The following is a 21,215-nucleotide window of genomic DNA, read 5'->3' on the forward strand; positions in this document are numbered from 1 at the left end:
TCAACCAGGGGTCGCCTTATCCACCAGATAAACGATCGACTTGTAGGCAATGCCGCTGTTCATGGAGAGACCTATTTCGCAGGTCCGGCTGTTTGAATATCCCTCCCTGGCATCGCGTATACCTTCTTTTAGTGTCGATAGTGCCGAGCTGTTCAACTCGGGATAGAAGAAGCCCCTGTCGCCGGCCCATCCGCAGCAAGCCACACTCTCCGGAACAACCACCCTCTCCGCACAGCGTGCAGCTACAGCGAAGAACTTTTCTGCAAGCTGCATCTTGATGGAACTGCAGGTGGTGTGTATGGCCACCGTAACAGGCTGCGGCACAAAATGAAGACGTTCCAAAAGAAAATCGTGGATAAACTCTACCTGGTCACACAGCTTCAGACGTGCATCGAGTGTTTCTCTCATGTGCAACAGGCAGGGACTCATATCACATACAATGGGCAGTTGCCCATTTTCGGTTATTTTCAACAGCACTTTATTCAGTTCGTCCTCCTTCTTCTGTGCTTCTTTGCGAAATCCTTTGCTGCTGAACGCCATCCCGCAGCAAAGCTTGTCTACATGGTCCGGTATCAGGACAGTATAGCCTGCCTTATGGAGTACCGACAACATTTTCGCGGGCAATCCTTCCTTCTCATCGTATCCAAACGAGGGGCCACCCATTGAACGGGAGATACAAGCCGGAAAATATACCACCGTAGGGGCATCGGGAGTATCAGCCGGAAAAATCCGATGTGTAATTTTTTTACTTCCCGAGGGAGTATGGCGTGTCCAGAGCGGTAAAGTGCCTGCACCCACCTTGTAAAGTCCTTTGGCAACCTCCTCCATGGTGTTGTATCCAATCCATCTTGCAAGGGCATGAGGCACCGGCAATAGCTCACGCAGCAATGCAGTGGCTCCTGCCATGTTTTTTGCCATGATTTCCGCGATGAACTGTGCGAACCGCCCATTTTGCTGCCAACGTAGTTCCTTTACCAGCTTGCCCGTGTCGATGTTCACAGGGCAGGCAATGCCGCATAAACCATCTGTGGCGCATGTCTCATCCATAGGATACGATATTTCCTTCAGCTGTTTATGCAGTGATCTTATCTTATTCTTTTCTGAAACAGCGCTGTCTGCCAGGTGCCGGTATGCAACAATGCGCTGACGTGGTGTTAAGGTGAAATTTTTGGAGGGACAGGTACCTTCGCAGAAGCCACACTCAATACATTTGTCGATAATGGGGTGGGCTTCGGGGATTCGCTTCAGATTTTGGATGAATACATCCGGATTGTCGTTGATCACCACACCCGGGTTTAGGATATTGGCCGGGTCGAAAGCTTTCTTAATTCGTTTCATGAGTGCATATATGTCGCTTCCCCATTCTTTTTCCACAAAAGGAGCCATGTTACGGCCTGTGCCATGTTCTGCCTTCAGGCTGCCGTCGTATTTTACGGTCACCATTTCACTCAAGTCCTGCATAAAAGTTGCATACTTTTGTATTCCTTCGGGAGTATTGATGTCGGGGAATAGGGTGAAATGTATATTTCCGTCCAGCAGATGTCCCCACATCACGGCATCAGCATATTCTCCCCGGACCAATAAACTGCGCACATCTGTCAGGGCATCGCCCAGTATTTCCCCGCGAAATGCAACATCCTCAATAATGCAGGTGGTGTTGGGAGGACGAGTGGCCGCTGCTGAAGTGAACAGGCCGTTGCGTACATTCCAGTAGAGGTTGTACCGATGCTTGTCGGTGGTGAATCTGACCGGTGTGAGAGTGTGTAGAGGAGCCAGTTTTTCTTCAATTTCCTTAATTTGCGCCATCAATGTCTCTTCCTTGTCGGCAGAGGTGTCTATAAGCAGTGCTGCAGCTCCTTCCGGTAGCGATTTTAGTTCCTCCGGCATGCCCTGTTTACCCTCTACGGCGCGCAATGCGTTCCGGTCCATTAGTTCTGCCGCGCTCACCTGACATTTACGGAGTGGGATAATGGCATCGCTTACATCGCGAAGATTGGAAAAATAAGCCATGGCCGCTGCTTTCAGCGGGGCATCGTGCACGGTCTCGAACGTAACCTGTGATACAAATCCGAGTGTTCCTTCAGAACCTATCAGGAGGTGCTGAAGGATCTCAACCGGATCTTCAAAATCGATCAGTGCATTCACTCCGTAACCGCAGGTGTTTTTCAATTGAAATTTATGGGCAATCCTGTTGCGGATAACCTCATTGCCTGTTGCATCGCGATGCAGCTGTGTGATCTCGTCAATAAGTTGCGGGTGTGTGGATGCAAATGTGTGGCAGCTATCACTATCGCCCGTGTCGAGGAGGGAACCGTCTGCAAAAATTATTCGCATGGACTTTACGGTATGATAGCTGTTGTGGCGGATGCCGTAGCTCGATCCGCTGGCATTGTTGGCGATGATGCCACCTATTTTAGCCGAATTGATCGATGCCGGCTTTGGCCCTAACCTACGCTGATAAGGTATCAGTATTCGGTTTGCTGCAGTTCCTGTCATCCCGCAGCCAAAAGTAGCCGTGGTGCCGTTATCCGCGATGGCTGAAAAGGAAAAACCCTCACCGGCCTCGATCAGAATGGAGTCAGAAGCGGTTTGCCCGCTGAGGCTGGTTCCGGCCGCTTTAAAAGTGACCGGGATTCTTTCCTTGTTGCAAAATAGCAACAGGCGCATCATCTCCTCTTCGCTGTTTACTTTTACGATTATCTTGGGGATGAGACGGTACAATCCCGCATCGGTTCCTTTTGTAAGACGTGACAATTCATCGGTAAACAATTGTTCCTTGGGGAACAGCCTGGCTAATTGCCGGAATAACTGTTTGTTCTCCATCATCGTGTCGACTTTTAGGCTAAGAGGTGAGATGAAATTGGTTGCGTTCTGCAAAATCGAAAAAAAAGCTGTCGCAGTGACAGCTTTGTACATTCTTCCTTTTTAGGGTAAAGGAACGTTAGCTCAACGAAATGTAGAGTTCTTTTTCTATTTCTTCCAGCGTAATTTTCCCTTCCCTTCCTAGCCAGCCGATTGCTGCATAAAGGTCTTTGTCGGTTAATTTCGTCGTTTTCTTAACATCTTTCACTTTCTGACGTCCTTCTTCATCCAGCACGGTCCATACTTTTCCGGCGTTGATACCGATTTTTTCTATCATAGCTTTGATATTTAAATGTATAGCCTAAACTTTACGTCTGCAAATATACAGGTAAATTTCTAAAAAAACAACTTATTCACGAAGCTTTAGCAGCAGCTCTGCAACCTGCAGGATCAGCGAATGCTGGTTGTCGTTATAGATAATAAAATCAGAACGCCTGATCTTTTCCTCTTCCGGCATCTGCCGGTTCATGCGGGCCTCTACGTGGTCTGCGGTCGACTGGTCGCGCGCGATAGTTCGCTGCAAGCGAAGATCTTTGGGTGCATAGACAGTGATTACCTTGTCAAGCCACTTGTTGAATCCCGCTTCAAAAAGCAGAGCGGCATCGATTGCCACGACGGAATGATGCTGCTGTCTTACGCACCACCCCAGAAAATGTTTTGCCAGCTCCGGATGAATGATCGCATTCGCTATTGCCAGCTTACGTTCGTCCTGAAAGATAACAGAGGCAAATGCTTTGCGGTCGAGCCTCCCATCCCGGTACAATTCTTCTCCGAACTGACGGATAATCTCTTCACGAATGACAGGAGAATTGTCGTTGAGCTCTTTGGCTTCTCTGTCGGCGTCGTAGACAGGAATGCCGTGCACGCGGAGAATGTCGCAAACCACCGATTTGCCGCTCCCCATGCCTCCCGTAACGCCGATTGTAATCATTCAAATAAGGGTGTCAAGACTGATTATGTGTATCTTTCCTGGCGAAGTCATCGCCCGGATTTGTTTTCAAAAAGAAACTCTACGGAAGAGGGGGAAATCCGTATGTTGTTGACCGATAACGGCCTTTTTGTTAGTTCGAGATCCACCCGTCCTCCTTCATTTTCGTGAAAATCCCGGTAATTGAGTTCAATTGCAAAATCTTCGGGCGTGATCTTTTTGTATTCCTCCAGGGTTACAGAAAAAGAAACATTTACGCGCGAAGGGAAAAATTTCACATCGAGGTCCGCCGGAACACGGGTTGCGGTAATTGGAATCTCAAATGTGCGTTCCGTAAATTCTTCAATCGGAATATAGATCTCTACCTCTGTCGGCACAAACTTTACCCCCTTCACGGGGTTTATTTTTATCGGAAGTTGAGAGGTGGCTTTCAGATTTTTGAACAGGGTATATTCGGTAATGGCACTCTTTAGCTGTTTGAGTGACTCGGCGGAGCCATAGGCTATCACTGTCTCCGGAATAAACAGGACACTGTCGGGGACAAGATTGGCGCGGCTAGTTGTAATCTCCCCATCAAAGTGGACTGGCAGTTCCTTACTTTCTAACCTGGAAGTAGCCAGAGAGATTCTCATTGGATAGTAACCCCGGATGTTGGTGCTGGGAGATAATTGAGAACGAATAAGCTGTCGATACTGGTCCCCCTGAAGCTCTGTCGTGCCCCCATCGAGCATTTCCGTGACATTGATTTCGAGAGAGTCTTTTTTTCGAATGTCCAACCGGAACATTTCCACTCCGTTGTCGGCAACACTTATCTCAATGAATTCCGGTAAAACGTGGTCAAATACCACATCTTCCGGGATGTTGGTATATTTCAAAGGGATACGGTAAGACCCTTCCACGTTTTCCTTCTGAAAAAAAAGCATCAACCAGAAAATAAAGGCCAACACAAGGAATAACAGAAAGAAGAGCAGGTTTTTCCACGGGAAGGTGGAGAAATATGCTTCAGCTTTGGGTGTCCATTTCCGAATGAGAGCCTTTATTCCCATAGAAAAGAAAGGTTTAGTTCGTCGTAACGTCGGCCGAAGAGGCAAAAACCGATGCTTTTTCAAATTTTATTTTCACACCATCGGCCACTTCTACCAGAAACCAGGTGTCACCCACTTCCTTGATTCTCCCGTGAATGCCGCCTGAGGTAACAACTTTGTCGCCCACTTTCATTGCCTCACGACTTTTCTGCAGTTCTTTTTGTTTCTTTTGCTGCGGACGGATCATAAAGAAATAAAACACAGCGATAATGGCCACCATCATTAACAGTGTGCTGGTCATTCCACCCATTCCGCCGGCCGGAGCTGCTTGTAATAAAATATTCATACAATTTGATGTTTAGAGTTATAACTTAGAATTAATTTTTAAAGATACGATTTTCTTCTTTTATTTGCTGTACAATGGCATCCAATATTCCGTTGATGAACGTACTGCTTTTGGGGGTGCTGTAGGATTTGGCAATCTCAATATATTCGTTCAGGGAGACGCTGGTCGGGATGGATTCGAATGTAAATATCTCAGAAAGAGCTACCTGCATAATGATGAGGTCCATGAATGCGATACGGTCGAAATCCCATTTGTCGGTGTGTTTGTCGATCAGCTCCCTGTATTTTTTTTCGTTCAGGATGGTGTCGTGCAGGAGTTTGAGGGCATACTCCTTGTCTTCCTCGTTTTTAAACATGGGAAGAAGCGGTTGGCTTGCACCTTTTCCTTCGGAGAACTTCTTGATTGTTTTCAGAACAAAAGTCTGCACAATCTCCACATCGTCGTTCCAATAAATACATTCGTCTTCGAGGATATCGTCCAGCTCCTCGTTCATATAGATAAATTGTTTGAACGACTTTCTCCAGAACTCCCGATCCTCATCGTATGTGGGATTAGCGATCTCGGTGTATTCCTTGTAGGTGTCTGAGCATAGTATGGTATCCAACAGGGTCTTTACGAACGATTCGTTGGCATCCCACATCATAGGACGATCGGCAAGCTGCTTTTGAAACTGTCTGTTGTCCCTCAGCTGAAGCATGAATTTGTTGTCGAGCAGATGGGTGTTGGGATTCAGATCTTCGTCTGACGGCAAATACTTGTTCCGTTTTACCTCCACCCTGTTTTCATAAGCCTTGGTTAGTTCTACCATCAGCAGCAGCAGATAAAAGTAAAGATCGTATGATTTCTGCAGGCCGAACAGGAGTTCTTTTTCGGCATTCCGCAAATCCTTATTCGTATTTTGGTACCATGCGTAAACGATCTGGACAATCCTTATACGAATTAAATTTCTGTTTATCATTGTTTAAATGAACTTATTTTGGAACTGCAAAAGTAGTTATTTTTTTCGGTATTTCGTATAGAAATAAAAATGAATAGCCACTTTACATGTATCCTTTCATGATCCTTTCATGATAATGATCACAGGCCTTAACCTCAGGCGCGTCCCTCTTTAGAGCGTAGCCAGACATTTCAAACACGATCTCAAGCCGAATTTTTTTGAAAGAGACAGTGATGATAAACAGATACAGCAAAGGGTTTCGGCAGGATTCCATCTTGTTGGTAGGAGGGCTACAGCCCGTGTTCGCTTTACACACACTCTCTCTCCACACTTGCATCGGTTTTTGTCTATATATAGCCCGTACCTGCTTCGGTGTCTCTTTATAATCCTTCATTTAAATATAAGGGGGTAATAAGGGATGCCAGTTCAGGTATAGCCAGTGTCCATCGAAAGACACATTGTGGGTTAAGGGGCAAGATAACAAAAGAGAGATATCTGGCAGGAATTATTTGAAAATGATATTGGTTGGATGAATTTATGCAAGAATTACGAAAATATTTTGTAGATTTGCCGAAACAAAAAAAATATATTTAATAAATGAAGCGAAGCATGATCACCCTGGCACTTGTTTTGTGCTGGATAGCCGGTTTTGCCCAGCAGGCCGAGCGGAGCATCTCCATTATTCCGGAACCAGTCTCACTTTTGGAAAAGGGCGGATATTATGTGTTGCCCGACGAAGTGGTTATTTCGATTCCGTCAGGAAAGGAAACAGCCTATGTGACCGGTTTGTTGAAGGAAAAACTGTCGCACGCACCCGGGAAAAAGATAACCGTGCGTAAGGATAAAACCAGCGGCGATATTGAACTATCCTTGAACAAGAAGACCGATTCCGTTCTTGGCGAGGAAGGTTATACGCTGAATGTAACATCGCAAAAGATTACCATCAGAGCCAATAAGCCGGCTGGCTTACTCTATGGCGTTCAGACCCTCTTCCAGTTGCTTCCTCCGCAAATAGAGAGCAACAAGAGGATTGAGAATGTATTGTGGCAGGTACCCCTTGTGGAGGTTACGGATTACCCGAGGGTGGGATGGCGAGGGATGATGCTTGACGTGGCCCGCCATTTCTTTACGGTGGACGAGGTAAAGCAGTATCTCGACAACATGGTGAAATACAAATACAACATGTTTCATTGGCACCTGACCGATGACGAGGGATGGCGTATCGAGATCAAAAGCCTGCCCAGGCTGACGGAGATTGGTGCATGGCGTACGGAACAGATTGGATGGTTTGGCGGTTTCTCACAACCTGATCCCGATGCTCCCAGGAGCTATGGAGGTTACTATACACAGGAAGAGGTTAAAGAGGTGGTGCGGTATGCCATGGAGCGCAATATCCGGGTGATGCCCGAAATTGATGTGCCGGGGCATAGTTCGGCTGTGCTGGCTGCCTATCCGGAGTTGGCCTGCTTCCCAGGGAGTGGCGATCATTTCGTGCGTACAGGCGCTCCTTTCCTCGACTGGAATACCGGGGGGCGTCCTGCCGCCATCTACGAGAACACCCTTAATCCGGCCAGTGAGAAAGTGTATGAGTTTATGGATAAGGTAATTGAGGAGATTGCCGATCTCTTCCCGTTTGAGTATATTCACACGGGTGGCGATGAGGCTCCCTACACCTTTTGGGAAAAGAGTCCCGACGTGAAGCAGCTGATGAAGCGTGAAGGGTTAAAAGATATGGCTGCCGTACAGTCTTATTTCGGCAAAAGGGTGGAAAAGATTATTCTGGACAAAGGCAAAAAGATGATGGGATGGGATGAGATCCTGGAAGGGGGGATAACCTCAACCACCGCGCTGATGAGCTGGCGGGGTGTTCAGTACGGGATAGAGGCTTCCAACTCGGGACATTATGTGGTGATGAGCCCCAGCAACTATGTTTATATTGACCTGATGCAGGGCGATCTTTCCACCGATCCCCGTGTTTACAGCAGCTTGCGACTAAGCAGAACTTATCAGTTTGATCCTGTCCCGGATGGTGCAAATGCAAAATATATCCTCGGTGGTCAGGCCAACCTGTGGACCGAGCAGGTATACAATATCCGTCAGGCCGAGTATATGACCTGGCCACGTGGTTTTGCGGTGTCCGAATCATTATGGTCGCCCGCGTCGAAGAAGGACTGGGACCGGTTCATCATGAAGACCGAAGATCATTTTGTGCGGTTCGGCTATGCTGAAACCAAATATTCGCCGGCCATGTACGATCCCGTTGTATCTGTAAAAAAAGAGGGAGATGCCTACTATGTGACCCTTACGCCGGAGATTAAAGGACTGGATATTTATACCAGCTTCGATGCTTCCACGCCCGACAATTTTTACCCGAAGTACAGCGAAGCACTTAGGGTGCCGAAAGATGCAGATATCATGCGGATCATCACCTACAGGGGTGACAAGCCAATAGGGCGGTTGATGAGCATACGGATAGAAGATCTGAAAAAAAGAGCGAGATAAAGATTGTGCAATAAAAAGAAAATCACTAACTTTGCGCCGCTTTTTTGAAAGCTCCCGTGTGATGGGAAATAAAGAAAGCAGCTTTATTTTGAGTAACACAAACAACAATTAAAAAATGAAGACATTTGGACTAAAAGGCGAGATCAGAGATGATTTCGGGAAGAAAGCGGCAAGGGCATATCGTAGTGAGAGCCTGATCCCTTGCGTGGTTTACGGCGGCCACAATGAAGAGAACCTGAACTTTGTCGTAAAAAGCGGTGATGTCCGTAATTTGATATACACCCCCGAAGTATTTCTGGTGGATCTCGATCTCGGAAAGAAAAAAATAACAGCAGTCGTGAAAGATGTGCAGTTTCACCCGGTAAAAGATACCATTCTGCATATCGACTTCCTGCATGTATTTGAAAATGTACCCGTGGTGATTGAGATCCCGGTACGCCTGGAAGGTCTTGCTGCTGGTGTAAGAGCCGGAGGTAAGCTGTCGCTCGATATCCGTAAACTGAAAGTAAAAGCATTGCCCGCAAAATTACCCGAAGAATTGGTGGTAAATGTTGAAAAGCTGGAACTGGGCAAATCGATACAAGTAGGGCAGTTGAGTTTCGAAGACCTGGAGATACTGAATGCCAAGAATGCCGTAGTTTGCCGCGTGCAATTGACGCGTGCTGCCAGAGGTGCGGCTGCCAAAGCAGAATAATCAATGAGTTAGTCAATGAAGTATTTGATTGCGGGATTGGGAAACATCGGATCCGATTACGAGCTAACCCGCCACAATATTGGATTTATGGTGTTGGACGCTTTTGCAAAAGCGTCCAATGCTGTTTTTGAGGACCGCCGTTATGGTTTTGTGTCTGAGATGCGGCTCAGAAATAAGTCGCTGATTCTTCTCAAACCTTCTACCTTTATGAACTTGAGTGGCAATGCCGTCCGTTATTGGTTGCAGAAGGAGAAGATCAGGACAGAAAACCTGTTGGTGGTGGTCGATGACCTGGCGCTGCCTTTTGGTACATTGCGGCTCAAATCGAAGGGGAGCGATGCGGGGCACAATGGGCTGAAGCACATTCAGGACCTGATCGGACAGAATTACCCCCGTCTTCGGTTTGGCATTGGCAATGACTTCCCACGGGGAGCGCAGGTTAATTATGTGTTGGAGGAATTTTCCGACGAGGAAAAGCGGCAGCTCCCGGAACGAATAGAAACAGCTACCGAGATCATTCGTAGTTTTTGTCTCTCCGGGATCAATATCACGATGAATCAATATAACAATAAGTAGCTTATTGTATCGTAATTCATAAAAGATCATCAGTTATTTATTTTGTAATGGATGAAGTACGCATAGATAAATGGTTGTGGGCCGTACGGATTTTTAAAACACGCACCATTGCCTCAGAGGCATGCAAAAAAGGGCGTGTAATGATCGACAATGTACCGGTGAAGCCTTCCAGAAATATCCGCGCCGGTGAGGTCATTCAGGTGCGCAAGCCTCCTGTTACCTTTTCGTTCAAGGTGCTTGCCCTGGCGGACAAGCGGATGGGGGCGAAGATGGTTCCGCAATTTATGGAGAATATAACATCCCCCGAAGAATATGAATTACTGGAGTTGAATAAAATAAGCGGCTTTGTCGATCGCCAGCGGGGTACAGGGCGCCCCACCAAGAAGGAGCGGCGTGACTTGGATCAGTTTGCCGGGTCAATCGACTTCGGTGAATTTGACTGGGATGAGTGACAGCTTGGGAAGAAGGCAGTCACAGTAGGATTAACATTGTTCGGTCGTGTGCTCAGTTATTGTCTCCTGAGCTTCTTCTCCTCTTTGAGGTAGCCCGGTACCACCGTCGTGGTGTTTTCCCGCAGGCAGAAGGCTGCGTCGCCTTCTGCACCATTGTCGATGAGCCGTTGGTGATGATCGCTCTGCCGCAGGTAAGCCAGTGGATCGCTTTTGGCCTGTTGCCACAAGGTCAGGGCTATCCTGACTGCGTCGGAACCGAGAGTGATATCAGCTTTTTCCGATAATCGTTCTGCGAAAGCACCTCCAAAAAGGGTGTCCTCCACATTTACCCGGTTATTCCACCCTGCACATAGTACGACAATCCGCTCCGATGATTCCATGCATTTGTCTGCCAGGGCGTCGATGTTGGAAAATGTTCCGATGAACAAATGCTTGCTCTCCTGCCCCATTTCTATGGCCATGGTGCCGTTGGTGGTAGTAAACACAACTTCCTTGCCGGCCACAATCTCCGGTTTGTAGTCGAAGGGAGAGTTGCCGAAATCGGCAAAATCACATTTGCGGGTTTTTCGTTCCGCACCCACCAGAAAGCCAGCCGCCTTATAGTGTTTTGCCTGTTCAATATCGGGTACAGGAATTACTGCTGCTGCTCCGTTGTGAAGCATGGCGCATATGGTGGCAGAAGCCCTGAAGACATCAACCACAATGACCGTATCGTTTTCTTTCTGGTAGTATGGATAGAGGGCGGGGGAGGGACAGAGATCGAGAATCATCTTTTTTCTGCAAAGATAATAATAACAAATAATTTTTCGTCTTGTGTTCTGCTACGCGGGGAGAATAGCTTCTCCAGAGCTGCAAGCGTTCCGGAGCATCCGGATGGTCGAATTCGATGATTGAATTAAACCTCCGCGTGTATTTGTTCAAATCTTGCATTAACATTTCTCAGATTTATATTATTCTTGCATGGTAGTATCTTATTTGGTTGATCAAAAGCAAATAAATAGTACAAAACATTTATCTTTGTACCCTGTAAAAAACAGGTTGAAGCTGAGCATTCGATCTCATGATCTATTTCTCTCCAAAGAAATTAAAGTAACCGCAGCCTGTGTACACGACAAACAGAATTTAGTCTGTGTTACAGGCAAACATGCAAAATATATAAGAATGAATCTTTCCTATTTACAATCAGATAATTTTTTTCTGCTGGCCGGGCCCTGTGTTATTGAATCCGAAGAGATGGCATTGAGGATCGCGGAGAAAGTAAAAGGCATTACCGATGCTCTGGGCATTCCCTATGTGTTTAAAGGATCATTCCGGAAGGCAAACCGTTCGCGGGTGGATTCGTTTACCGGTATCGGAGATGAGAAAGCGCTGAAGGTCCTCCGCAAGGTGAACGATACCTTTGGTATTCCCACGGTAACCGATATTCATGAGAGTCACGAAGCCGCCATGGCTGCTGAATATGTGGATATCTTGCAGATTCCTGCTTTCCTGTGCCGTCAGACCGAGTTGTTGACTGCTGCAGCAAAGACCGGGAGGGCGGTAAACATCAAAAAGGGGCAGTTCCTGTCGCCCGATGCAATGAAGTTTGCTGCCCAGAAGGTGACAGATAGTGGCAATCGCAATGTCCTGTTGACCGAGAGGGGGACCACTTTTGGTTATGGCGACCTGATCGTGGATTTTCGCGCTATTCCTCAAATGAAAACATTCGGCTTCCCAGTGGTGATGGATGTGACGCACAGCCTGCAACAGCCCAACCAGTCATCGGGTGTCACGGGAGGTCAGCCGCAGCTCATTGAAACCATCGCCAAAGCAGCAATAGCAGTAGGTGTCGACGGATTATTCATCGAAACACATCCCGACCCCAAAAATGCCAGATCTGACGGAGCCAACATGCTGCCGTTGGATCAGCTGGAAGCCCTGATGGCGAAATTAACCCGGATACGCCTGTCGCTATGCAACTGACCGGCTACAGAATTATTCTTGCCTCCAACTCACCGCGAAGGAAAGAGCTGCTTGCGGGCATCGATGTGGAGTATGAGATGCGTATACTTCCAGATGTAGACGAGTCCTATCCGGATTCACTGCCTCACGAGGAGGTGGCAGAATTCCTGGCTTGTAAAAAAGCAGCGGCTTACCTGCCTGCCCTGAAAGAAGGCGAGTTGCTGATAACGGCCGACACAATTGTTCTGCTCAACGGAGCCATTCTCGGCAAGCCGGAAGATCAGGATGAGGCCGCCAGGATGTTGCGTGCTCTGGCGGGAAAGCGGCACCGTGTCATTACGGGGGTTTGCTTTACCACGTCCGTGAAGCAACTAAGTTTCTCGGATACCGCCTACGTCACTTTTGGCTCGCTGAGTGACGAAGAGATCGGTTATTATATCTCCCATTATGACCCTTTGGATAAGGCTGGTGCCTATGGCGTGCAGGAGTGGATCGGCTATGTGGCCGTTGAGAAGATAGAGGGTTCCTATTTTAACGTGATGGGGTTGCCTATTCATAAGGTTTATCGTGCGTTGAAACAGTTTTAAGATCAAAATAAATCATTTATCTTTGCGCGCAGAGAAAGCGTACTTTTCGGAGTTGTACTTTTCAGGTTGTAAAAATTAAAAATCCATTTATCAAAAATGCTGACAGTCGAAAAAATAGGAGGCACCTCCATGTCCCAGTTTCAGGACGTTTTGCAAAACATCATCATTGGAAATCGAAGAGGCGATGAACTGTATAACCGAATTTTTGTGGTTTCGGCATACAACAATGTGACTAACTGGCTGCTGGAGCATAAAAAAACCGGAGAGCCGGGCATCTACAATAAGTTTCTAAACGGAGAGGACTATAGCAGTGCGCTGGATTCCTTCTGTCAACGGTTGCTACTGATCAACGATGGCTTTGCCGATTACGGTCTCGACCTGAAGGAAGCACGCGACTTTATCCGCTTCCGGATTGATCAGGCCAAGACACTGCTCTATAGTTTAGGAAAAGTGCTGGCCTCGGGTTATGTGAACCGTACCGATATACACCTTGCCGCACGGGAGATACTGGCATCCCTCGGCGAGGCACACTCGGGGTGGAACTCTGTTAACATCTTGAATAACAATGGTATCAATGCCCGCTTTATTGATCTGTGCGGGTTTAATGACAATGAGCCGCTCACCATAGATGAACGGATCCGCAAAGAGTTTAAAGAAATTGATTTTAGCAAAGTACTTTGTGTCGCTACCGGCTACACCAAGGGAACCGAAGGGATTATGCGGGCTTTTGACCGGGGATACAGCGAGGTCACGTTCAGCAAGATCGCCGTGGAAGTGAAAGCCGGAGAGGCTGTCATTCATAAGGAATATCACCTGTCGAGCGCAGACCCGAAGATTGTGGGCGTGGAGAACAGTATTCCCGTAGGACATACCAATTATATCATTGCCGATCAGCTTGCCGATATCGGCATGGAGGCTATTCATCCCAAAGCTGCCAAGCCACTGGAGCTGGCCGGCATCGATATCCGCATTAAAAATACATTTGAGCCCGAGCATCCCGGAACCCTGATCTCTCACGATTATGTCTCCCCGGAACCGCGTGTGGAGATTGTCTCCGGATCACGGAAAGTAATTGCCATCGAGGTGCATGACCCCATGATGGTGGGTGAAGTGGGTTTTGATGGGCGCATCATGCACTATTTCATGAAGTACAACGTGAGCTACATTCTCAAATCGACCAACGCCAACTCCATCACGATGGTTGTCTGGGACAACGAAAAGAGCAAGGAACTTATCAAAGTACTGAGCGAGGTGTTTTGCCAGGTGACCGCTGAGCCAATGGCCATTGTCTGTGTCATGGGTACGAACATTGCCATTCCCGGATTTCTGTACAGGGCATCCCAAGCCCTCTTTGAGAGGAATATCAACATCGAAAGCTTTGCTCAGTCACTGATGCAGGTGAACATGCAGTTTGTGATCAAGCGAGAGCATTACGAAGAGGCTGTTATTGCGCTGAATGAAAAACTTTGTCGGTTGAGCTGATTTTGGTTGCTTTTTATTTATCATCATCTTCCTCGTATTGCTGATATAAAAAGTCGTTGTAAGGAAAACGGGTGATGTGGATCTCTTTCACTTTGTCGTAAAGAAGCTGCTTCAGGGCATCAATGTTTTCTTTTTCTTTGGCTGAAATGAAGATGGTGTCCTTGTTGTTCATTTTGCCTAACCATGTCTGTTTGAGTTCTTCGAGAGTATAGTTCGCCCGCACTTTTGGGGTGAGGTCATCCTCGTCCTTTACCACGTGTGTGAAAGCATCAATTTTATTGAACAGGAGGATGACCGGTTTCTCGGTGTCGTCGATCTCGAAGAGGGTCTTCTCTACCACTTCAATCTGTTCCCTGAATGCGGGGTGGGAGATATCCACCACATGCAGGAGGATGTCTGCTTCGCGTACTTCATCGAGGGTCGATTTGAATGATTCAATCAGGTGCGTGGGTAATTTGCGGATGAATCCCACGGTGTCGGTAAGCAGGAACGGGAGATTTTGAATGGTCATCTTACGCACTGTGGTGTCGAGGGTCGCAAACAGCTTGTTTTCCGCAAATACATCGCTTTTGCTGAGAAGTGTCATCAGGGTCGATTTGCCCACGTTGGTGTATCCCACCAAGGCGACCCGCACCAGTTTCCCCCGGTTCTTACGTTGCACGGTTTTCTGCTTGTCGATATCCTTTAATTCCTGTTTCAGACGGGATATTTTATCGAGAATGATCCTCCGGTCGGTCTCCAGTTGTGTTTCGCCCGGCCCGCGCATGATGGTCCCCCCGCCGCCCCGCTGCCGTTCAAGGTGGGTCCACATCCGCGTGAGTCTGGGGAGCAGGTATTGATATTGCGCCAGTTCCACCTGTACTTTAGCATGGGCTGTTTGGGCACGCATGGCGAAGATGTCGAGAATCAGGCTTGTCCGGTCCATGATTCTGATCTGTAGTTCCTTTTCGATGTTACGGAGTTGTTTTGCCGACAGCTCATCATCGAATATAACCACGCCTACTTCGTTTTCTTCCTCTTTTACATATGCCTCAATCTCCTCCAGCTTCCCTTTGCCCACAAACGTGACGCTGTTGGGCATATCGAGCCGTTGCACAAAACGTTTTCCGGGTGCCAGCCCCGCCGTTTCAGCCAAAAATGCCAGTTCGTCGAGGTATTCATTTACCTTTTCTTCGTTCTGATCGGGTGTGATCAACCCGACCAGAACGGCAATTTCATTTTTTATTTCGTTGGTGATGAAATCTTTCATTTGTCAAAAAATTAGAGTCAAGTCAAGACATAAGATGCAAGAATCAAGACATGTGACACGGGAACTGGGATGCGTGATACAAGGTATTCAGAGCCAAAAACCAAATCCGGCCATAAAAACCACCTGAGAATAATCTTTGATAAACTGGTACTTCAACTCGAAATTGGCTCGTACCCGATAGGCAATGTCGTGCTGAAATCCAAGGCCCAGATTGATTCCAGCACGATGTTTCGTCCATTCCTCCACGAGCATTTCGCTGGCTTGTCCGGCACTATATTTCCAGTTCGAATAATGGATCCCTGCTATCGGGTACAGGGAGGCTGTAATGGAGACAGGAAGGAGATAGTGTGCATCAGCATCTGCCATCCACATACCTGTTCCTTTGCGCTCAGGAAAATAACTGAAAGAGGGGACAAACCGAACGTTGTTTGTGTGATAGTAATGCAGATGTGCTCCCACACCCGGGCTGCTTATCCCGGCTCCGTACCCGGCATGTATGCCCATGCCAACGGTTCCTTCAAACTGAGCGGACACCTTTGAGATGGACAACAGCCCGAAAACTGCACATGCCAGGAGAACTCTATTCATAACAGGTTTCATTTGCATGACAAAGATAATTAAATGCAGCGAAAAACTGCAAAAAGCTGATTGTTTGTTTGTCAGATTATCATTCCGCTACCCAGGCAGAGATGACTTTCCTTGTCATACACCACCCCGAACTGGCCCGCGGCAATACCCTGTATCGGCGCATGAGAATGTATGCGGTACATATCACCGACTCTGGAGATTTTCCCTTTGGTGAATTCAGGTGTGTGGCGGATTTTAAATGTGATTTCCTTTTCATCGTTAAAATCACCCCAAAGGTCCTTCGTGATGAAGTCGAACCCCTGTAGATTGATCACCTCGCCGTATTGATGTTTTGTGTCATATCCCTTTGAGACATAAACTATATTGCGGTTCACATCCTTTTTGATCACAAACCAGGGACCACCGCTCAAGCCAAGCCCTTTGCGCTGGCCAATGGTGTGGAACCAGAATCCCTGGTGCTTGCCCAAAATGTTGCCCGTCTCCAGCTCCACAATGAGCCCTTCTTTTTTGCCCAGGTAACGTTCAATGAAATCATTGTAGTTCACCTTGCCGAGGAAACAGATTCCCTGGCTGTCTCTGCGTTGTGCCGAGGGCAATTTTTCTCTGGTAGCAATGGAGCGTACTTCCGACTTCAACAGATGTCCAATAGGGAATATCAGCTTTGAAACCTGTACATAGCTGATCTGTCCCAGAAAATAGGTCTGATCTTTCACGTGGTCCCTGGCTGTAGAAAGCCAGGTGAGCCCATCCTGCTCTGTGGTGGTGGCATAATGTCCAGTGGCAATCTTGTCGAACAGATGTCCCCACTTTTGTTCAAAAACACCAAATTTGATCAGCTTGTTGCACATCATATCCGGGTTGGGTGTCAACCCACGTTTCACCGAATCGATGGTATATTTTACCACCGTTTCCCAATACTCTTCGTGCAGCGACACAACCTCAAAACGGCAGCCGTATTTTTTGGCGATGTACGTCACAATCTCAATATCTTCTTCCGAAGGACAATCAATATAACCATCCTTGTCCTCCATCCCTATCCTGATGTAATAGATCACAGGGTCGTAGCCCATCTCTTTTAGCTGATGTACCACTACCGAACTGTCTACTCCCCCAGAAACCAATGCTGCGATCTCCATTCTTCTCTTCCGTTGATTTTAAGGTGCAAAGGTACGAATAAGATTTGAAAATGCCTTTGTCTGAACAGCTCTGCCGAAAGATGATTATTTATGGTTGAAATTCCCGGAATCAAAAAAATAATACTACCTTTACAACTTCGGAGTGGTGTGTATATGCCACTACTGAGATTCTGCATGGCCTCTATACACGACGGAGGACCGGAGCTTTCCCGAAGCTGATTCGGGACCTGGGAGAGAAGAAAAAAAACGATATAAATGACTTACAGATGGAATTATTCAACCCTATCAACCGACCAAGAAAAGATAAAAGATGAATTAGCGAAAGAATTAAACTTACACCCCGTCCTTGTTGAACTGCTTGTGAACAAGGGTATGGAGACAGCCGAAGAAGCGACGCGGTTTCTCTATCCCAGACTGGAAGATTTGCACGACCCTTTTCTCTTGCCCGATATGGAAAAAGCAATCCGGAGAATTGAGAAGGCTCTCGGTGATAAAGAGCGAATCCTTGTTTACGGGGATTATGATGTGGATGGTACGACAGCAGTAGCGCTGGTGTATAAGTTCTTTCGGGGAATTACCAATAATATTGATTATTATATTCCTGACCGGTACGATGAAGGGTACGGCATTTCGTTTCAGGGAATCGATTATGCCGTGAATACGGGCGTAAAGCTCATAGTCTCTCTCGATTGCGGTATTAAAGCGGTGAACAAAGTCGCTTATGCCAAAGAAAAAGGCATCGACTTCATCATTTGTGATCATCACATGCCTGACGACCGTCTGCCCGACGCTGTGGCGGTTGTAGACGCTAAAAGAGCCGATTCTGTCTATCCTTACGAAGAGCTGTCGGGATGCGGCGTCGGTTTTAAACTGGTGCAGGCATTCTCCCAGCGTAACGGTTATCCTTTTTCCGATATCGAGCCGCTTCTCGACCTGGTGGCTGTAAGCATTGCATCCGACATCGTCCCTCTCACGGGCGAGAACCGCGTAATGACCTATTACGGGTTGAAGCAGCTCAATTCAAATCCCAGCTTCGGCTTACGAGGAATTATTGAGATTTGCGGGCTTCATAGGAAGCAGATTACTGTCAACGACATCGTCTTTAAAATTGGTCCGCGGATCAATGCCTCAGGCAGAATGATGAACGGGAAGGAGGCTGTAGACCTGATGCTGGTGAACGATATGACAACGGCCAGAGAGAAAAGCAAGAATATTGACAAGTACAACGAAGACAGGAGGGAGCTGGATAAAAGGATTACCGACGAGGCGCTTGAGTATATCGAAAATCATATCGACATAAAACGTCAGAAAAGCATTGTGCTCTATGATGAAACATGGCATAAAGGTATTGTGGGTATCGTTGCCTCGCGGTTGACAGAGAAGTACTATCGTCCAGCGGTGGTGCTTACCAAATCCAACAATATGATCTCGGGATCGGCGCGTTCTGTGCCCGGATTCGATGTGTACAAAGCAATTGAGTCGTGTCGCGACATACTGGAAAACTTTGGCGGGCATACCTATGCTGCAGGATTAACATTGCGGGAAGAGCATCTCGGGGAATTTATCGACCGCTTCAATACGCTTTCTTTCGACGGTATAGAGGCGGGGATGATGCTCCCCCAGATCACTGTCGATGCAGAGATCACTTTCTCGCAGATAACCCCTGCCTTCGTTGAGGGACTTGATTTGTTCAATCCTTTTGGCCCTGAAAATGAGAATCCGGTTTTCCTTACCAAAGATGTGCGTGATGCTGGAAGCAGCAAGCTTGTGGGTAAGGGGTTTCGCCATATCAAGCTGGAGGTAATCGATCATACTACAGAGATGTCCATGCCCGGCATAGCCTTCAGTCAACAGGATTTTTATCAGCGAATCAAATCAGGCCAGCCGGTGGATATCTGTTATACCATTGAGGAAAACACCCATGGGGGGAAGTCGTTCACTCAGCTCATGATCAAAGATATACGGGGATGACCGAGCAAGCGCTTGCCTATGCAAACGGAATTGTTTCACCAGATATTGTATGACTATTGGGGGTATTCCTCTTTCCGGCCTCTGCAGGAGCAGATCATCCAGTCGGTATGGGAGGGGAGGGATACACTGGGGCTGATGCCTACCGGCGGGGGTAAGTCTCTTACTTTTCAGGTACCCGTCATGGGCATGAAAGGGATCTGTCTGGTGGTAACGCCGCTCATATCGTTGATGAAAGACCAGGTGGATAACCTGCGGGAGCGTGGAATAAAGGCGGCCGCAGTATATTCCGGCATGTCGCGCGACGAGATCATCACCACGCTTGAGAACTGTATCTTTGGCGATTATAAATTCCTTTATGTCTCCCCCGAGCGCCTTTCGTCCGATATCTTTATCACGAAGCTGCAGGCTATGGATGTCTGCCTGCTGGTGGTGGATGAGTCGCATTGCATTTCTCAATGGGGGTACGATTTTCGTCCCTCCTATCTGAAGATTTCCGACATTCGACGCCTCCTGGAGGGTGTTCCCCTGCTTGCGCTCACCGCCACGGCCACCCATGAGGTGGTGGACGATATTCAGGAGAAGCTGTCATTCAAGGAGAAAAATGTTTTCCAAAAAAGCTTTGCCAGGGATAATCTCTCGTATGTGGTGAGGAATGCCGACAATAAGCTGGCTGAGCTGGTTCATATCCTTCAAACCGTGCAAGGGGCCTCCATTGTCTATGTACGCAGCAGAAAGCAAACCAAAGAGATTTCCCTCCTGCTCCGAAAAGCCGGTTTTGCAGCCGACTTTTTCCACGCAGGTCTCTCTCACGAGGAAAAAATCCACAAGCAGAATGCCTGGAAGCTAGATGAGTGCCGGGTTATTGTGGCGACCAATGCTTTCGGAATGGGTATCGATAAGCCCGATGTGCGGACGGTGATTCACATGGATCTGCCCAATTCTCTGGAGGAGTATTTTCAGGAAGCCGGGCGCGCCGGGCGTGACGGAGGGCGCTCTTACTCAGTCATTCTCTATACGGCTGCCGACAGCGCCAAGCTGAAGAAAAGAATAGCAGACTCATTCCCGGGTCGGGATTTCATCCTGCGGGTATATGAAGCGTTGGGTAATTATTATCAGGTGGCTGTGGGAGCAGGGTACAACGATGTGTATGATTTCAGCCTGCATGAATTTTGTTTGTCTTTCAAACTTCCTTTCCTGCAGACGCATCATGCATTGAAGATTTTGGAGTTGGCCGGCTACATTGAGTATACCGAAGAGATCGACCTACGCTCGCGAATCCGTTTTCTGATCTACCGCGACGAAATGTATACCCTCCATCTCGAAAAAGATGCTGATGAGCTGTTGCATACAATTTTGCGAAACTATACAGGCGTGTTTTCGGACGATGTGTACATTGATGAGTCGATGCTCGCTGTCAGAACCGGTAAAAACAGAAAAGAAATTGCTGAAATGCTCATTTCGTTATCCCGTATGCGCTACATCCGTTACATACCTCAGAAAAAAACGCCTTTTATCGTATTTACCACTTCCCGCGAAGAGGTGCAGTTTGTGACCATACCCAGGGAGGTATACGAAGAGCGGAAGAAGCGTTTTGAGAAAAGGATCTATTCCATGATCGGATATGTGGAGGAAGACGCAGTTTGCAGAAGCAGGATGTTGCTGATCTATTTTGGCGAGAAAAACCCGAAAGACTGTGGCAGATGCGATGTCTGTCTGAAAAGAAATGAAACAGGTTTGTCGAACTGTGAGTTTCGTCAGATCGAAGGACGACTGAAGGAGTCTCTGTCCAAAGAGCAGCCGCGCAGGATAAACGATCTGGTTGATTCTGTTGCGGATGGCGACACGGATAAGGTAATCCGTGTCGTCCGTTTCCTGATTGATATGGGTGAGCTGGGACTGGAGGACGACGCCGTCTCCTTCGTTGCTCAAAAATAAAAAA

General features: G+C 47.5%; 19 protein-coding genes. 9 read left to right on the forward strand and 10 right to left on the reverse strand.

Going from position 1 to position 21,215, the window contains the following annotated elements; translation table 11 throughout:
• The 6 genes from B3Z75_RS06070 to nusB form a co-directional block, all read right to left on the reverse strand.
• The gene (locus B3Z75_RS06070) at window positions 1-2,826 is read right to left on the reverse strand and encodes an FAD-binding and (Fe-S)-binding domain-containing protein (RefSeq protein WP_294068687.1); all 2,826 of its coding nucleotides are present in this window, start codon (window positions 2,824-2,826) and stop codon (window positions 1-3) included.
• Window positions 2,827-2,941: 115 nt separating this feature from the next.
• Window positions 2,942-3,139, reverse strand: a complete 198-nt coding sequence (locus B3Z75_RS06075) for a winged helix-turn-helix domain-containing protein (RefSeq protein ID WP_294068689.1) — start codon at window positions 3,137-3,139, stop codon at window positions 2,942-2,944.
• Between the two features lie 72 nt (window positions 3,140-3,211).
• Entirely contained in the window at window positions 3,212-3,793 is a 582-nt protein-coding gene (gene coaE / locus B3Z75_RS06080) for a dephospho-CoA kinase (RefSeq protein WP_294068691.1), read from the reverse strand.
• A gap of 47 nt (window positions 3,794-3,840) precedes the next feature.
• Complete coding sequence (locus B3Z75_RS06085) at window positions 3,841-4,836, reverse strand: hypothetical protein (protein ID WP_294068693.1); 996 nt, start codon at window positions 4,834-4,836, stop codon at window positions 3,841-3,843.
• A gap of 13 nt (window positions 4,837-4,849) precedes the next feature.
• Window positions 4,850-5,161, reverse strand: coding sequence for a preprotein translocase subunit YajC (gene yajC, locus B3Z75_RS06090; protein WP_294068695.1), 312 nt, complete (start codon window positions 5,159-5,161; stop codon window positions 4,850-4,852).
• A gap of 31 nt (window positions 5,162-5,192) precedes the next feature.
• Window positions 5,193-6,119, reverse strand: a complete 927-nt coding sequence (gene nusB / locus B3Z75_RS06095) for a transcription antitermination factor NusB (protein ID WP_294068697.1) — start codon at window positions 6,117-6,119, stop codon at window positions 5,193-5,195.
• Between the two features lie 576 nt (window positions 6,120-6,695).
• On the opposite strand from nusB, the gene B3Z75_RS06100 reads away from it, so the two are divergent.
• The 4 genes from B3Z75_RS06100 (at window position 6,696) to B3Z75_RS06115 (ending at window position 10,322) form a co-directional block, all read left to right on the forward strand.
• Window positions 6,696-8,600 carry a beta-N-acetylhexosaminidase gene (locus B3Z75_RS06100; RefSeq protein ID WP_294068699.1) on the forward strand — a complete coding sequence of 635 codons (1,905 nt, stop codon included), beginning with the start codon at window positions 6,696-6,698 and terminating at the stop codon, window positions 8,598-8,600.
• A 115-nt stretch (window positions 8,601-8,715) separates the two neighbouring features.
• A complete protein-coding gene (locus B3Z75_RS06105) occupies window positions 8,716-9,294 on the forward strand; it encodes a 50S ribosomal protein L25/general stress protein Ctc (RefSeq protein WP_294068701.1) in 579 nt (192 codons plus the stop codon).
• A 15-nt stretch (window positions 9,295-9,309) separates the two neighbouring features.
• Window positions 9,310-9,870, forward strand: coding sequence for an aminoacyl-tRNA hydrolase (gene pth, locus B3Z75_RS06110; protein WP_294068703.1), 561 nt, complete (start codon window positions 9,310-9,312; stop codon window positions 9,868-9,870).
• Window positions 9,871-9,917: 47 nt separating this feature from the next.
• Window positions 9,918-10,322: an RNA-binding S4 domain-containing protein gene (locus B3Z75_RS06115; RefSeq protein WP_294068705.1), complete on the forward strand. Its 405-nt coding sequence runs from the start codon at window positions 9,918-9,920 to the stop codon at window positions 10,320-10,322.
• Between the two features lie 56 nt (window positions 10,323-10,378).
• Here B3Z75_RS06115 and B3Z75_RS06120 read toward each other — a convergent pair whose 3' ends face one another.
• Window positions 10,379-11,092, reverse strand: coding sequence for a 2-phosphosulfolactate phosphatase (locus B3Z75_RS06120; protein ID WP_294068707.1), 714 nt, complete (start codon window positions 11,090-11,092; stop codon window positions 10,379-10,381).
• A 391-nt stretch (window positions 11,093-11,483) separates the two neighbouring features.
• Between B3Z75_RS06120 and kdsA the strand changes: the two genes are divergently transcribed.
• The 3 genes from kdsA to B3Z75_RS06135 all read left to right on the forward strand — a co-directional run bounded on the left by kdsA (window position 11,484) and on the right by B3Z75_RS06135 (window position 14,332).
• Complete coding sequence (kdsA, locus tag B3Z75_RS06125) at window positions 11,484-12,284, forward strand: 3-deoxy-8-phosphooctulonate synthase (RefSeq protein ID WP_294068709.1); 801 nt, start codon at window positions 11,484-11,486, stop codon at window positions 12,282-12,284.
• On the forward strand, window positions 12,275-12,850 hold the full coding sequence (locus B3Z75_RS06130) for a Maf-like protein (protein WP_294068711.1): 576 nt from the start codon (window positions 12,275-12,277) through the stop codon (window positions 12,848-12,850). Before kdsA ends, B3Z75_RS06130 begins: the two co-directional genes overlap by 10 nt.
• A gap of 96 nt (window positions 12,851-12,946) precedes the next feature.
• A complete protein-coding gene (locus B3Z75_RS06135) occupies window positions 12,947-14,332 on the forward strand; it encodes an aspartate kinase (RefSeq protein WP_294068713.1) in 1,386 nt (461 codons plus the stop codon).
• A gap of 13 nt (window positions 14,333-14,345) precedes the next feature.
• On the opposite strand, the gene hflX is transcribed toward B3Z75_RS06135, so the two are convergent.
• The 3 genes from hflX to mnmA form a co-directional block, all read right to left on the reverse strand.
• Entirely contained in the window at window positions 14,346-15,581 is a 1,236-nt protein-coding gene (gene hflX / locus B3Z75_RS06140; RefSeq protein ID WP_294068715.1) for a GTPase HflX, read from the reverse strand.
• Between the two features lie 87 nt (window positions 15,582-15,668).
• Window positions 15,669-16,169: an outer membrane beta-barrel protein gene (locus B3Z75_RS06145; RefSeq protein WP_294068717.1), complete on the reverse strand. Its 501-nt coding sequence runs from the start codon at window positions 16,167-16,169 to the stop codon at window positions 15,669-15,671.
• Between the two features lie 71 nt (window positions 16,170-16,240).
• Window positions 16,241-17,305: a tRNA 2-thiouridine(34) synthase MnmA gene (mnmA, locus tag B3Z75_RS06150; RefSeq protein ID WP_294068719.1), complete on the reverse strand. Its 1,065-nt coding sequence runs from the start codon at window positions 17,303-17,305 to the stop codon at window positions 16,241-16,243.
• Window positions 17,306-17,560: 255 nt separating this feature from the next.
• Between mnmA and recJ the strand changes: the two genes are divergently transcribed.
• The gene (gene recJ / locus B3Z75_RS06155) at window positions 17,561-19,276 is read left to right on the forward strand and encodes a single-stranded-DNA-specific exonuclease RecJ (protein ID WP_294068721.1); all 1,716 of its coding nucleotides are present in this window, start codon (window positions 17,561-17,563) and stop codon (window positions 19,274-19,276) included.
• An 18-nt stretch (window positions 19,277-19,294) separates the two neighbouring features.
• Window positions 19,295-21,211 (forward strand): RecQ family ATP-dependent DNA helicase, encoded by a 1,917-nt coding sequence (locus B3Z75_RS06160; RefSeq protein WP_294068723.1) that lies wholly within the window; start codon window positions 19,295-19,297, stop codon window positions 21,209-21,211.
• The last annotated feature ends 4 nt before the right edge of the window (window positions 21,212-21,215 follow it).

Origin of the sequence: Proteiniphilum sp. UBA1028, from assembly GCF_002316955.1 — a bacterium.
Taxonomy (GTDB): Bacteria; Bacteroidota; Bacteroidia; order Bacteroidales; family Dysgonomonadaceae; genus Proteiniphilum.